Source organism: Verrucosispora sp. NA02020, assembly GCF_013364215.1.
GTDB lineage: Bacteria > Actinomycetota > Actinomycetes > Mycobacteriales > Micromonosporaceae > Micromonospora.
In genome coordinates this window covers 2,624,247-2,637,021 of sequence record NZ_CP054923.1, presented here as the reverse complement: position 1 = coordinate 2,637,021, position 12,775 = coordinate 2,624,247, and the positions used below count along the sequence as shown (strand labels likewise).

13 protein-coding genes and 1 tRNA gene are annotated in these 12,775 nt (G+C 69.9%); 10 read left to right on the top strand and 4 right to left on the bottom strand.

What is annotated here, in order from left to right:
- Window positions 1–84 precede the first annotated feature (84 nt).
- Genes mbhE through HUT12_RS11595 form a run of 6 tightly spaced genes read left to right on the top strand, consistent with a single transcriptional unit; the run spans window position 85 to window position 5,758 of the window.
- Complete coding sequence (mbhE, locus tag HUT12_RS11620; RefSeq protein WP_176093344.1) at window positions 85–2,889, top strand: hydrogen gas-evolving membrane-bound hydrogenase subunit E; 2,805 nt, start codon at window positions 85–87, stop codon at window positions 2,887–2,889.
- Entirely contained in the window at window positions 2,886–3,302 is a 417-nt protein-coding gene (locus HUT12_RS11615; RefSeq protein ID WP_131052863.1) for a sodium:proton antiporter, read from the top strand. The genes mbhE and HUT12_RS11615 overlap by 4 nt, the downstream gene beginning before the upstream one ends.
- Complete coding sequence (locus tag HUT12_RS11610) at window positions 3,299–4,813, top strand: monovalent cation/H+ antiporter subunit D family protein (protein ID WP_131052862.1); 1,515 nt, start codon at window positions 3,299–3,301, stop codon at window positions 4,811–4,813. The genes HUT12_RS11615 and HUT12_RS11610 overlap by 4 nt, the downstream gene beginning before the upstream one ends.
- Complete coding sequence (locus HUT12_RS11605; protein ID WP_131052861.1) at window positions 4,810–5,169, top strand: Na+/H+ antiporter subunit E; 360 nt, start codon at window positions 4,810–4,812, stop codon at window positions 5,167–5,169. Before HUT12_RS11610 ends, HUT12_RS11605 begins: the two co-directional genes overlap by 4 nt.
- Complete coding sequence (locus HUT12_RS11600; RefSeq protein WP_176093343.1) at window positions 5,166–5,423, top strand: monovalent cation/H+ antiporter complex subunit F; 258 nt, start codon at window positions 5,166–5,168, stop codon at window positions 5,421–5,423. The genes HUT12_RS11605 and HUT12_RS11600 overlap by 4 nt, the downstream gene beginning before the upstream one ends.
- 11 nt (window positions 5,424–5,434) lie before the next feature.
- Window positions 5,435–5,758: a monovalent cation/H(+) antiporter subunit G gene (locus HUT12_RS11595; protein ID WP_217705970.1), complete on the top strand. Its 324-nt coding sequence runs from the start codon at window positions 5,435–5,437 to the stop codon at window positions 5,756–5,758.
- A gap of 165 nt (window positions 5,759–5,923) precedes the next feature.
- On the opposite strand, the gene nhaA is transcribed toward HUT12_RS11595, so the two are convergent.
- Window positions 5,924–7,225 (bottom strand): Na+/H+ antiporter NhaA, encoded by a 1,302-nt coding sequence (nhaA, locus tag HUT12_RS11590; RefSeq protein ID WP_176093341.1) that lies wholly within the window; start codon window positions 7,223–7,225, stop codon window positions 5,924–5,926.
- Between the two features lie 151 nt (window positions 7,226–7,376).
- On the opposite strand from nhaA, the gene HUT12_RS11585 reads away from it, so the two are divergent.
- The 3 genes from HUT12_RS11585 to HUT12_RS11575 are packed head-to-tail and all read left to right on the top strand — an operon-like array spanning window position 7,377 to window position 9,431.
- Window positions 7,377–7,952, top strand: coding sequence for a TetR family transcriptional regulator (locus HUT12_RS11585; protein ID WP_254876781.1), 576 nt, complete (start codon window positions 7,377–7,379; stop codon window positions 7,950–7,952).
- Complete coding sequence (locus HUT12_RS11580; RefSeq protein ID WP_176093339.1) at window positions 7,945–8,670, top strand: ABC transporter ATP-binding protein; 726 nt, start codon at window positions 7,945–7,947, stop codon at window positions 8,668–8,670. Before HUT12_RS11585 ends, HUT12_RS11580 begins: the two co-directional genes overlap by 8 nt.
- Window positions 8,667–9,431, top strand: a complete 765-nt coding sequence (locus HUT12_RS11575) for an ABC transporter permease (protein WP_176093338.1) — start codon at window positions 8,667–8,669, stop codon at window positions 9,429–9,431. The genes HUT12_RS11580 and HUT12_RS11575 overlap by 4 nt, the downstream gene beginning before the upstream one ends.
- 122 nt (window positions 9,432–9,553) lie before the next feature.
- Here the strand turns inward: HUT12_RS11575 and HUT12_RS11570 are convergent, their stop codons facing one another.
- Both HUT12_RS11570 and HUT12_RS11565 read right to left on the bottom strand, forming a co-directional pair.
- Window positions 9,554–11,239 carry a sodium:solute symporter family protein gene (locus HUT12_RS11570; protein ID WP_131052854.1) on the bottom strand — a complete coding sequence of 562 codons (1,686 nt, stop codon included), beginning with the start codon at window positions 11,237–11,239 and terminating at the stop codon, window positions 9,554–9,556.
- Entirely contained in the window at window positions 11,236–11,583 is a 348-nt protein-coding gene (locus HUT12_RS11565; RefSeq protein WP_131052853.1) for a DUF4212 domain-containing protein, read from the bottom strand. The genes HUT12_RS11570 and HUT12_RS11565 overlap by 4 nt, the downstream gene beginning before the upstream one ends.
- A gap of 293 nt (window positions 11,584–11,876) precedes the next feature.
- On the opposite strand from HUT12_RS11565, the gene HUT12_RS11560 reads away from it, so the two are divergent.
- Window positions 11,877–12,380: a hypothetical protein gene (locus HUT12_RS11560; RefSeq protein WP_201272353.1), complete on the top strand. Its 504-nt coding sequence runs from the start codon at window positions 11,877–11,879 to the stop codon at window positions 12,378–12,380.
- Window positions 12,381–12,620: 240 nt separating this feature from the next.
- Here the strand turns inward: HUT12_RS11560 and HUT12_RS11555 are convergent.
- Window positions 12,621–12,694, bottom strand: a tRNA-Pro gene (locus HUT12_RS11555).
- Window positions 12,695–12,775 lie beyond the last annotated feature (81 nt).

Sequence of the window (12,775 nt, the reverse complement as noted above, 5' to 3'; positions counted from 1 at the left end):
AGCCGACCCCGAAAGAGACCCCGTGCACCTTGTCACCCCCACGCTGAGATCACGCGTATCCATCGCCCGGACCAGGGCCGTGCCATGTCCCTGACCCTGGCTCTGCTCGTCGTCGCGGTATCCGTGCCGCTGGTCCCCGTCCTCACCCGCCTGCTCGGCCGACAGGCCGGCTGGGCCCTGGGCGGCGGGTTGCTGCTGGCCGTCGGCGTACTGATCCAGGCCGGCGCGGGTACACGGACCGTGTCCGAGACCGTGTCGTGGATGCCGACGGTCGACGTGGCGCTGCGACTGCGGCTCGACGGGCTCTCGATGCTCTTCGCGGTGCTGGTCCTCGGGATCGGCGCCGTGATCATGGTCTATTCGACGTCGTACCTCACCGATCGGCGGCCGACCGGCTTCTACACCCTGATGACCGGATTCGCCGCGGCGATGCTGCTGCTGGTGCTGGCCGACGACCTGGTCGTGCTCTGGGTGGCCTGGGAGCTGACCACCGTCTGCTCGTACCTGCTGATCGCCCGGTCCGGCCCCACCGCCGGACCACCGGCGACCCGCACGTTGCTGGTGACGGTGGCTGGCGGGCTGTCGCTGCTGGGTGCCGTGGCGCTCGTCGCGGCCCGCACGGGCACCACCGACCTGACCGCCGCCCTCGCGCATCCGGCGTGGGCCGCCGACGCGGCTTTCGGCACCACGGTGGCGGTGCTGGTCGCGGTGGCGGCGATGACCAAGGCCGCCCAGTTCCCGTTCCACGCGTGGCTGGCCGACGCGATGGTCGCACCCGCACCGGTCAGCGCCTACCTGCACGCCGCCGCGATGGTCAAGGCGGGCATCTACCTGCTGATGCTCTTCGCCGGTGCGGCATCGCACGCGCCGGTCTGGCCGGTCCTGCTGGTCACCGTCGGCCTGCTCACCGCCGTGATGGGCGCACTGTTCGCGCTGCAACGGCACGACATGAAGGAACTGCTGGCGTACTCGACGGTCAGCCAACTCGGGTTGCTGGTCGCGGTGATCGGCATCGGCACCACCGAGGCGATGCTGGCCGCCAGCGTGCACATCGCCGCGCACGCGTTGTTCAAGTCGGCGGCGTTCATGCACGTCGGGCTGATGGAACGGCGGACCGGCACCCGCGACCTGCGCCGCCTCCGTGGCCTGGCCCGGTCCATGCCGTGGGCCGCCGCGATGATCACACTCGCCGTGGCCAGCATGGCCGGAATCGTGCCGACCCTCGGGTTCATCAGCAAGGAGATGATCTTCGAGGCCATGCTCGACGCACCCGCCGCACCGGCGATCGGCTGGCTGGTGGCGCTGGTCGCCGCCGCCGGTGCGGTGCTGACCGTCGCCTACAGCGCCCGGGTGATCCTCACCCTTCTCCCCGGCCCCGCCCCGGAGGTCCGGCCCTGGCGTCCGACCGCGTCGATGTCCGCCGCGATCAGCCTCACCGCACTCGCCGGCACCGTCTTCGGAGTCGCCGGCTGGCTGCTCGCCGATCTCGTGCGCGGCGCGGCGGCGGCGACCGCCGGCACCACACTCTCCGAGATCGGCGGCGTCTACCTGTGGCACGGCTTCGGCGGGCCGCTGATGCTGTCGGTGCTCGCGATCGCGGCCGGGGTGCTCCTGACGGTGTGGCGCGGCCACACCGACCGGCTCCTGGACCGGGCGCTGTTCCCCGGCTCAGGGGTACGGGCGGTCCAGTCCCTGCACGACAACACCATCGCGTTCGGTCGCCGGGTCGGTGCGCTGACCCGCAACGACGCCCCCGCCGCCCACATGGCGGCGCCGGTCGTACTGCTCGGACTGGCCGGCCTCGGGGTGGTCGCCGGGTGGCCGGGAGCACCGCCCACCCTGCGCCCGCACGCGATCGACGTGGGACTACTGGTGGTCATGATGGTCGGGATCGTCACGGTGGTCCGCGCCCGGGTACGCCTGACCGCGGTCATCGCCACCGGCGTCGTGGGGTTCTCCGTCGCCATGTGGTTCTTCGTGCTCGGCGCCTCCGACGTGGCGTTGACGCAACTGCTGGTCGAGATCCTCACCGTCGTGATCATGGTGTTGGTGCTCCGTCGTATGCGTCCCCGCTTCGCTGCCGTCGGCACCAGGCGCTCGGTGCTGGCCGCCGCAGCCGCCCTCGCCGCCGGGACCACCGCCACCCTGGCGACGCTGGCGTTCACCGGACACCGCTCGCTCTCCCCGGCCGGGGAACACTTCATCCGCGAGGCGCAGACCCTCACCGGCGGCACCAACATCGTCAACACCATCCTGGTGGACTTCCGCGCCCTGGACACCTTCGGTGAACTCGTCGTCGTCGCCGTCGCGGCGATGGCGGTGAGCGCCCTGCTCACCGCCCACCCGGCCGTCGGGGGCACGTCGGAGCCGCAGGTCGACAACCCGTTGTCCGATCCGCAGCGCAACGCCGTGTTCCTGACCGTGCTCGACCGTTTCCTGGTCCCGCTGATGCTGCTCGGCTCGCTCTACGCGCTCCTGCGGGGCCACACCGCACCAGGCGGCGGGTTCATCGCCGCCCTGCTGGGGACCTGCGCGCTGGCGCTGGCGTACCTGTCGGCGTCCTCCGCCCGTACCCGCATGCTCCAGCGGCCCTTCCTGGCCATCGCCGGCGCCGGCATCCTGGTGGCGGTCGGCACCGGCGCGCTGGGCCTGGTCGACGGCTCGTTCCTGCGGCCGTTGCACGCCGAGGTTCTCGGCGTGAAGCTGACCACCGCCCTCGTCTTCGACGTCGGCGTGTACCTGGCGGTGTTCGGGGTGATCCTGGCGGCGCTACGCCTGCTCGGCGCCGCCTCGACCGACACACCCGGCCGACGACCGCCGACGCCACCGCACCAGCCCCACACCGACACGCGGGCCGACGCCCGCCAGACCGAGGGGGCCACGCCGTGATTCTCGCGCTGACCGTCGGAGCGCTCGTCACCGCAGCGGTCTACCTCCTGCTGCAACGCGACTTCCTCCGCGTCGTGCTGGGCTTCGTCCTGCTCAGCCACGCCGTCAACCTGCTGCTGTTCAGCGCCGGGGGCATCAACCGGCGCGGTGAGCCGCTCGGGCCGGACCCGGATCCGGCGACCACGGCAGATCCGCTGCCGCAGGCGTTCGTGCTGACCGCCATCGTGATCGCCTTCGCGATCACGATCTACCTGCTCGTCCTGGCCGTCACCGGTCGGCCCCGACCGTCGGGTGACCAGTCGACCGAGGCGCCGCAACCCGACGATCCCGAGAGGCCGACCGGAGCGGCGACCACGAGCACCGGGCACGACCGCACCGGCGAGCCCCGCGACCGGCAGGAGGTGACGTCGTGACCGGTACGCTGCTGACGCTTCTCGTCGCGGTCCCGCTCGCCGGGACCGGAATCACCGCCTTCGCGCGTGCCGACACCCGATGGCCGATCCGGCTGCTGGTCACCGTGCTCGCCGCCAACCTGGCGGCCGGTGTCGCCCTGGTCACCACGACCCGGGACGGCACCGTTCTCGCCCATGGCGTGGGCGGCTGGACGTCCGGCATCGCGATCCCGTTCGTCGCCGACACCCTCGCGGCGCTCATGGTGACCGTCACCGGGCTCCTCACCCTGGTATGTGTCCTGTTCGCGCTCGCCAGCGGCACCGGACGGCTGCGCCTGTTCGCACCGCTCGTGCTGGCCCTGACCGCCGGCGTCAACGGCGCGCTGCTCACCGCCGACGTGTTCAACCTCTTCGTCTTCATCGAGGTCATGCTGCTGCCGTCGTACGGGCTGTTCATCCTCGCCCGGCGGCAGCAGGGCCACCCGGCGGCGGTGGGCGGCTCCCGGTTGTACGTCACGTTCAACCTCTTCGTCTCCACCGTCCTCCTCGCCGGGATCGCGCTGCTCTACGGCACGGCCGGCACCGTCAACCTCGCCGAACTCGCCGGCGCCGCCGCCGACTCACCGCTGGTGGCGGCCGCGACCGCGATCTGCCTGTTCGCGCTGGCGATGAAGGCGGCGGTGGTGCCGACCTACGGCTGGTTGGGCCGCGCCTACCCCTCGACCTCCCCGGCGGTGACCGCCCTCTTCTCCGGCCTGCACACCAAGGTGGCGATCTACGCGATCTACCGCATCTACGCCGTGGTGTTCGACGGGGACCAGCGCTACCTGTGGATCGGCCTGGTCGTGTTCAGCGCGACGATGCTCGTCGGCGTGCTGGCCGCGGTCGGCGCGGACACCATGCGCTCGATCCTCGCCTTCCACATGGTCAGCCAGATCGGCTACATCCTGCTCGGAGTGGCCCTGTTCACGCCCGCCGGACTGACCGCCGGGATCTTCTACCTGCTGCACCACATGATCGTCAAAGCCTCGCTGTTCCTGTCCACCGGCGCGATAGAGACCCACTACGGCACCGGCCGACTCGACCGGCTCCGGGGAATCGTCCGCCGCGAACCCGTGCTGGCGGTCAGCTTCGGTCTCGCCGCGCTGTCGTTGGCCGGCCTGCCACCGCTGTCGGGGTTCGTGGCCAAACTGACCCTCATCATGGCCGCCGCCGACGCGGGCCACCTGGCGGTGGTCGCGATCACGCTCGCGGTCAGCCTGATCACGCTGCTGTCCATGTTGAAGATCTGGAACGCGGTGTTCGCCGCGTCTCCCCCACCGGACAGTCCCGACGACCCGGCCGCCGGCACCGGACAACTGCTCACCGCCGAGCGCACCACGGTGAAGACCAGCCTGGTCGTACCGGCCGCGATCCTGGCGGCCGTCACCGTCTGCCTCGGCCTCGGCGGGGAGTTCCTGCTCGGCCTGGCCTCCACCGCCGCCGACGGCCTGCTCGACACCTCCTCCTACCTCGAGGCGGTGCGGCGATGACACGCGTACTCACCCTTCCGATCCGGCTCGTGCTGTTCACGCTCTGGTTCGCCGGCCAGATCGTCCAGTCCTCCTGGACGGTCCTGGTCGACATCCTGACGCCGGGCCTGACCACCACCCCCCGTGTGGTGCGCATGCCGCTGGACTCCCGCACCGACCTGCACGTGGCGCTCATCGGGGTGCTCATCACTCTCACGCCCGGAACCCTCACCCTCGGCGTGGTCGCCCACGACCAGGACGGTCAGGCGCTGCTCGTGCACTCCATGTACCACCAGGACACCGAGAGCGCCCTGGCCGACCTTCGCGACATGGAACGACGCATGCTGCTCGCCTTGAGCCTCGGAGACCGACCATGATCCTTCTGGACATCGCCACCGCCGGCTGCGGATTCGCCTTCCTCGTGTCGGCCTACCGCATCGCCCGTGGACCCACCCCCGCCGATCGGGCCATCGCCGCCGACCTGCTCACCTTCGCCGTCATCGGTCTCATCGCACTGATCGGCGTACGCGCCCACCGCCACGGCACCTTCGACCTGGTCCTGGTCGCCACCCTGGTGGCGTTCCTCGCCGCCGTCTCGTTGGCCCGCGCGATCGCGAACGGACGCCGATGATCCTGGAGATCGTGGGACAGGTCCTCGCACTCCTCGGCGCGGCCATCTTCGTCGCCGCGGCCATCGGACTGCACCGCCTGCCCGACCCCTACACCCGCACCTCGGCAGTGGCCACCGCCGCCGGGCTCGGCATCACGTTCATCGTCGCCGGAGCGGCTTTCCTCGACCCCCACCTGTCGAACACGGTCAAGGCGATCATCGCCATCGTGCTGCAACTGGCCACCTCGGCCGTCGGCGGCATGGTGATCGCCCGGTCCGCCGTGCTGTCCGGTCACCGATTCAGCAGCAACACCGACCCTGGCGAGATCACCGATCAGCCGGAAAGGAACGGGTGACAGTGATGCCCTCCCGATGGAGCCAATGGTGTGACGCCAACGGCGGAATCCTCGTCCTCGCCGGTGCCGTGCTGTTCGTGGCCCTCATGGCGTTGCTGATGCGACTTCTGGTCGGCCAGTAGCACGACCCGCGGCGGGTCCGTGCGTGCGGGGCCGGCGCTGTGCTCATCGGCTCCCGAACCCCGGGCCGGGTTCCTCCTCGGCGGGATCGCGGATCGGACGGGTGTCGCTGTCGACGACACCGTCCCTGTTCATGTCCCGCTCCCGCGCCCTACGGGCGTCCCACCGCAGGGTGAGCGCAGCGAGGAAGGCGGCGAGCAGCGTACCGGCCAGCACGCCGACCGTCGCACCGTCGGTGTGCACGGCATCGGGGAACGACAGCTCCGAGATGAGCAACGAGACGGTGAACCCGATGCCGGTGAGGAACCCGATCGGCAACAGGTCACGTACCCCGATCGCATCCGGCAACCGCAGACCGGTGAACCGCGTGACCAACGCCGTGACCCCGAGCACGCCGAGGAGTTTGCCGACCACCAGGGCGAGCACGATCGCCAGGAGCACCGGCTGGGCGAACAGGACCCCGATGCCCTCGCCGTCGACGAGCGTGACGCCTGCGGCGAAGAACGCGAACACCGGCAACGCGAAGCCGGACGAGACGGGACGCACGGCCTGCTCGAACCGGTGGGCCCGACCCTCGGGCTCGCCGAAGACCGGCCGGACCGTCACGCAGAGCCCGAGCAGCACCCCGGCAATGGTCGCGTGCACCCCCGACGCGTGCATGAAACCCCACGCCAGCGCCGCCGCCGGCAGCAACAGCCACCAGCTCGGTCGTCTCGACCGGGCAACCACCGCGAACAGTGCCACCGCGGCGAACGAGAGCACGAGAGCGAGCCCGTCGAGATCGCCGCTGTAGAACACGGCGATCACGATGATCGCCAACAGGTCGTCGACCACCGCCAGGGTCAGCAGGAACGTGCGGAGCGCGACGGGTAGACCCCGACCGAAGATCGCCAGGACGGCCAACGCGAACGCGATGTCCGTGGCGGTCGGAATCGCCCAGCCGCGTAACGCCGCCGGGTCGCCCCGCGCCACGACCACCACCACGAAGACCACGGCCGGAGCCAGCATCCCGCCGACCGCAGCGAGCACCGGCACCGCCGCCTCGCCGAGCCGGCGCAGACTCCCGGCGACGATCTCCTGCTTGAGCTCCACACCCACCACGAAGAAGAAGATCGCGAGCAGCCCGTCGGCCGCCCACGCCGACACGGACAGATCCAGATGCAGGTCGGACGGCCCGATCCTCGCTGCGGAGAGGCTGGCGTAGGCCCCGCGCCACGGCGAGTTCGCCACCACCAGCGCCGCGACGGCCGCCACGAGGAGCAGCGCCCCACTCGTGGTCTCCAACGACACCCATCGCCGGAACCTGCCATACCGGGGCGAAGGAGAGTCTCGATGCACTTCCGCCATGAACCGGGCCTCCGTCACGCGTGATGCCTGTCGGGGCCGATCGCCGACAGACACGCCCTCCCCGGCTTCCCCGCGCCGCCATGATCACTCCACCCGCCGTTGCGGTTCGGATGCCTGGACTCGCGGAATGTTAGTGACTAACATTCGACGGGTGAGGCAACCACCCCTGCACGGCAAACGGGCCGACACCCGTCACCGCCTGGTCAGCCACGCCCTGGACCTGTTCGAACTACAGGGATTCGAGGGCACCACCGTCGCCCAGATCGCCGCCCGCGCCCGGGTCTCGGAGATGACGTTCTTCCGCTACTTCACCAGCAAGGAGATGGTCGTCCTCGACGACCCGTACGACCCCCTGATCGCCGAGGCAGTGGCCGGGCAACCGGACACACTGCCACCGCTGCACCGGGTCACGCGCGGTCTGCGCGCAGCGCTGACGCGCCTGGACGACCTGGCGGACGAGACCACACGACGCCGCGTCCGGATCGTGGCCCACTCCCCGACCCTGCGCGCCGGCATGACCCGCACCACTGCGGCCACCGAGACGGCCATCGCCGACCGACTCATCACCGACGGCGTCCCGCCGTTACCCGCCCGGGTCGCCGCCGCCGTCGCTCTCGCGGCACTGACCTGCGCCCTCCTGGAATGGGCGACGGCTACGCCGCCCACCAGCCTCACCGACGCCATCAGCGTCGCCCTGGACACCGTCGAGGGCACCCGCCATGACTGAACGACTCACGACCACCGCCCTGGCCCACGACTTCGGCGACGGCGCGGGCGTGTTCGGCATCGACCTCACCGTGCACCCCGGCGAGATCCACGCCCTCGTCGGTCTCAACGGCGCCGGCAAGACGACCCTCATGCGTCTGATCCTCGGCATGCTGCACCCCACCACCGGCACCTGCCAGATCAACGGCCGTCACCTGACCCAGCTCACCGCCGACGACTGGGCCCGGGTCGGCCATCTCGTCGAACACCCCTTCGCCTACCCCGAACTCGACGTCCGGACCAACCTGCGGCTCGCCGCACGCCTCCGCCGCCGACCCGCCGCAGAAGCCGCCAGCCTGGCCGAACACGCCATGACCGAACTCGACCTGACCCGGTACGCCACCATCACCACCCGACGGCTGTCGCAAGGCAACCGGCAGCGCCTCGGTCTCGCCGCCGCGACACAGCACCACCCTCACCTGATCGTCCTCGACGAACCCACCAACGCCCTCGACCCGGCCGGCGTGATCCGGCTGCGCACCGTCCTGTCCCGACGGGCCGAAGCCGGTGCCGGGATCCTGGTCTCCAGCCACCACCTCGACGAGGTGGCCCGCATCGCGAACCGCATCTCCGTCGTCAACCGCGGGCGGCTCATCGGCACCCTCGAACCCGACACCGCCGACCTGGAACGCACCTTCTTCGCCCTCGTCTACCAGCACGAACAGGACCACCCGCGATGACTCCCGCCCTGACCGCCGCACTCGACGTCGAACTCCACAAACTGGCGGCCTCAAGGGTCATCCGCACCACCACCGTCCTGCTCGTCGCCGGCATCACCATCCTGACCAGCGCGCTCACCTACGCGGCCCGCAGCGGAAACGACCAGGTCATCGCGCAGCTCGGTCCACTGGCCGACGCCACCGGATGGGCCCTGCTGACCGGCGTCGCCGCGCAGAGCACCGCCGCCGGCGGTCTGCTCGCCTTCGGCGTCGCCCTGAGCTGGCTCGTCGGCCGCGAATTCAGCGACGCCACCGTCACCGGCCTGTTCGCCCAGCCCGTCTCCCGACCGGTCCTCGTCGCGGCCAAGCTGCTGTCGCACCTGTTCTGGACGGCACTGGTGGCCATCGCGTTGACCGCCGCGATCGCGCTGACCGGGACGCTTCTCGGCCTGGGCGCCTGGAACACCGACGTCAGCGCGGCTCTCGGGCGACAACTCGTGCTCACCGTCTCGTCGGCCCTCGTCGCCACCCCGGCCGCGTGGGCGGCGACACTCGGACGAGGACTGCTGCCCGGCATCGCCACCACCATCGGGCTGATCGTCACCGCACAGGTCACCGCCATCGCCGGTACCGGAGCATGGTTCCCCATCGCCGCACCCGCCCTGTGGGCGCTACGACCCGACGCCGTGAGCCCCGCACAACTCGCCCTGGTCACGGTCGTACCGGCAATCTTCGCCGCACTGACCATCACCGCCTGGGCCCGGCTCCAACTCGATCGCTGACCCGGGCCGTGGACCGGGCGGCTGAGGTCGAGTGCGCCGATCGTTCGTGGATGCTCACCGGTCGCCGGCCCCCACCTGTGTGGGGCCGGCGACCGGTGGGGTGCCGATGTGGATGATTCGGGTCAGGGCGTTCCGGTGACGTTGCCGGCAGCCACGGGGCGACGCTCGGACGGGTAGCGGATGTTCTCCACCATCTCCGCGATCTCGTCCCGTGGCGGCGCCGTCATCTTCGACACCACGATCGTCACGATGAAGTTGACGATGGCACCGATGGTGCCGATGCCCTCCGGGCTGATGTCGAGGATGTGCGGGTTGGCCGCGGTGCCGAACACCGGCAACGTATAGATCATGTAGGTGGCGGTGAACACCATGCCGGTGATCATGCCGGCTGCCGCACCCGCCGAGTTGCATCTCTTCCAGAAGATGCCGAGCACGATGACCGGGAAGAAGCTCGCCGCCGCCAGGCCGAACGCGAACGCCACCACCTGGGCCACGAAGGCAGGCGGGTTGATTCCGGCGTAGATCGAGATCAGCACCGCCAGACCCATCGCGATCCGACCGGCCAGCAGCCGCTGCTTGTCGGTCGAGTCCCGCTTGACCCGGCGGAAGTAGAGGTCGTGCGAGAACGACGAGGAGATGACCAGCAGCAGTCCGGCAGCGGTGGACATCGCGGCGGCCAGGCCACCAGCGGCGACCAGACCCACGATCGGGGCCGGCAGGCCGGCGATCTCCGGGCTGGCCAACACCAGGATGTCGTTGTTGACGATCAGGTCCGCGCCGGAGGCGGGATTGTTGCTGACCGATCCGATCGTCGTCACGCCATCCCCGACGGTGACCAGGCCGGTCGCCGCCCAGTTGTCCACCCAGGCGGGCAACGCGTCGGCCGACACGCCGTTGACGCCCTGCAACAGGTTCAACTTGGTGAACGCGCCGACGGCCGGAGCCGTGGTGTAGAGCAGGGCGATGAACAGCAGTGCCCAGAACGCCGAGTAGCGGGCTCCGCGCACGCTCTTCGTGGTGTAGAAGCGAACGATCACGTGCGGCAGGCCGGCGGTGCCGATCATCAGCGACATGGTCACCAGGAACACGTCGATCTGCGGCCGCGCCGCGAACGCGTCGGTGAACTGGGCCATCCCCAGCTCCAGGCTGATCGCGTTGAGCTCGTCGAGGATCTGCCCGAAGGACACCTGCGGGATCGGGATGCCGGTCATCTGCTGGGCCACCGCCACCGCAGGGATCAGATAGGCGACGATCAGCACCGAGTACTGGGCCACCTGGGTCCAGGTGATGCCCTTCATGCCGCCGAGCACCGCGTACAGGCCGATGATCACAGCGGCGACGATGACACCACCGGTGACGTCGAGGCCGAGGAATCGGCTGAACACGATGCCGCCACCGCGCATCTGCCCGACCACATAGGTGAACGAGATGATGATGGCGGCCACGGCGGCGACGGTGCGGACCAGCTCCGAGTAGCGGTCACCGACGAACTCGGGCACGGTGAACTTGCCCCACTTGCGCAGGTAGGGCGCAATCAGCAGGGCCAGCAGCACATAACCGCCGGTCCAGCCCATCAGATAGATGGAACCGTCCGAGCCGAGGAAGGCGATCAGGCCGGCCATCGAGATGAACGAGGCCGCGGACATCCAGTCGGCCGCGACAGCGGCACCGTTGGCGATGGTGGGGATCCCCTGACCGGCCACATAGAAGCCGGCGGTCTCCTTCACCCGGCTGCGCCAGGCGATGTAGAGGTACACGGCGAACGAGGCGCCGATGAAGATGAGGGTCCAGAGTTGGATCTGGCTCACGACGCCGCCCCCTCGGTCTCCTGCTCGTCGACACCGAACTGGCGGTCGAGACGGTCCATCATCTTCGCGTACACGAAGATCAGGACCACGAAGACATAGATCGATCCTTGTTGGGCGAACCAGAAGCCGAGCGGGAAGCCGGCGATGACGATCTCGTTCAACGGTTCGACCAGCAGAACGCCGAACCCGAACGAGACGATGAACCAGATGGCCAACAGGATGACCATGAGCCGGAGGTTCCGGCTCCAATATTCTCTGCGCCAGCCGTTGTCCGGCGATGCCGGAGGTGGCGACGGTGGTGGCTCACCGCCACCACCCGTCTGGTCTGGGGTTACCTCGGTCATGTGTGGTGCCCTCCTAGTCGGTACGGAACCGGCTCCAGCGAGTGGCTGCGGCACGCCGACCGCGAGGTCGCGGTGGTGGTGCCGCGGCCCGATCCACACCCCGGTAGCAATCCCAGCCACGGGATGTGCGGTCGATCACACCCTCAGGTTTGGGAAAGCGAACGCGACCCGCGCGCGTCGGGCAATAGGTGATCTGCGGGGTGGGCCCTCGGGGCGGTGAGCGGTCCCTGACAGGCGACGAGCGGTCGAACGGTACGCGTGAGCATCGATCGCCGTCCGGTTTGCTCCTGTTCGTGCTGCCCGGCGGACCGTCCACCGACGCGCTCCGGCCGTTCACCGATCAGCCGCTCGGTGAACGAACACTGAGCACCTACCATCCGGTGATGGCAGACACCGCATCCCCCGCCGCTCCGGTCCGCCGCCGCATCCTCCACGCCGGCAGCCTCGGCATGCTCGTCGGTGGCCTGCTCGTGCTCGTCGGCTCGGTGCTGCCCTGGGTCATCACGCCGTTCGGTTCGATCAACGGCGCGGCAGGTCCAGGTCTGTGGACGCTGAGCGTGGGATTCCTCGCCATCGCCGGCGCCCTGTTGCCGTACCGCAAGGTGGCCATAGCGCACAGCCTGATCCCCGGGGTGACCGTGGCCCTCATCGTCGGCTGGCAGGCTGCCCGCCTCATCAGTCTCAGCGCCAGCACCGGCGCCTGGGGTCAACTGATGCCCGGCATCGGCATGGTCATGGCTGCCGGCGGCACGGTCGTCCTGATCCGTACCGGAATGCGGCTCCTCGCGCTGCGCTGAACTCCGCCGCAGGGCAGAGGAAGCTCGCACCGCCCACGTTAGACGGCGGCCAGATCAACGACCTGCGCGCGTGGCACTGACGGGTGCGACAGACGGGTCGGAGGCAAGAGTGGTGACGTGCCAACGCTCAGCGCTTTGACGAGCGGTCAAGGAGCGCTGCCGGGTGACCCACTTGACCGGCGTGGTCCCCAGAACGCCGGAAGGGCCGACCCGATTTCCGGATCAGCCCTCTGACCTGCGTCGGGACGGCCGGATTCGAACCGACGACCCCTTGACCCCCAGTCAAGTGCGCTACCAAACTGCGCCACGTCCCGATGCTCTCGCGTCATCCTGCCCGCGACAGCCGGTTCAGCTTAGCGCAGCTTCTCCTCTGCGCCGCACAGCCCCCTCCCCAC

Coding starts and splice junctions, on each gene's coding strand:
- mbhE (WP_176093344.1), top strand. CDS start 85: ATGTCCCTGACCCTGGCTCTGCTCGTCGTCGCGGTATCCGTGCCGCTG.
- HUT12_RS11605 (WP_131052861.1), top strand. CDS start 4,810: ATGACACGCGTACTCACCCTTCCGATCCGGCTCGTGCTGTTCACGCTC.
- HUT12_RS11600 (WP_176093343.1), top strand. CDS start 5,166: ATGATCCTTCTGGACATCGCCACCGCCGGCTGCGGATTCGCCTTCCTC.
- nhaA (WP_176093341.1), bottom strand. CDS start 7,225: ATGGCGGAAGTGCATCGAGACTCTCCTTCGCCCCGGTATGGCAGGTTC.
- HUT12_RS11580 (WP_176093339.1), top strand. CDS start 7,945: ATGACTGAACGACTCACGACCACCGCCCTGGCCCACGACTTCGGCGAC.
- HUT12_RS11575 (WP_176093338.1), top strand. CDS start 8,667: ATGACTCCCGCCCTGACCGCCGCACTCGACGTCGAACTCCACAAACTG.
- HUT12_RS11565 (WP_131052853.1), bottom strand. CDS start 11,583: ATGACCGAGGTAACCCCAGACCAGACGGGTGGTGGCGGTGAGCCACCA.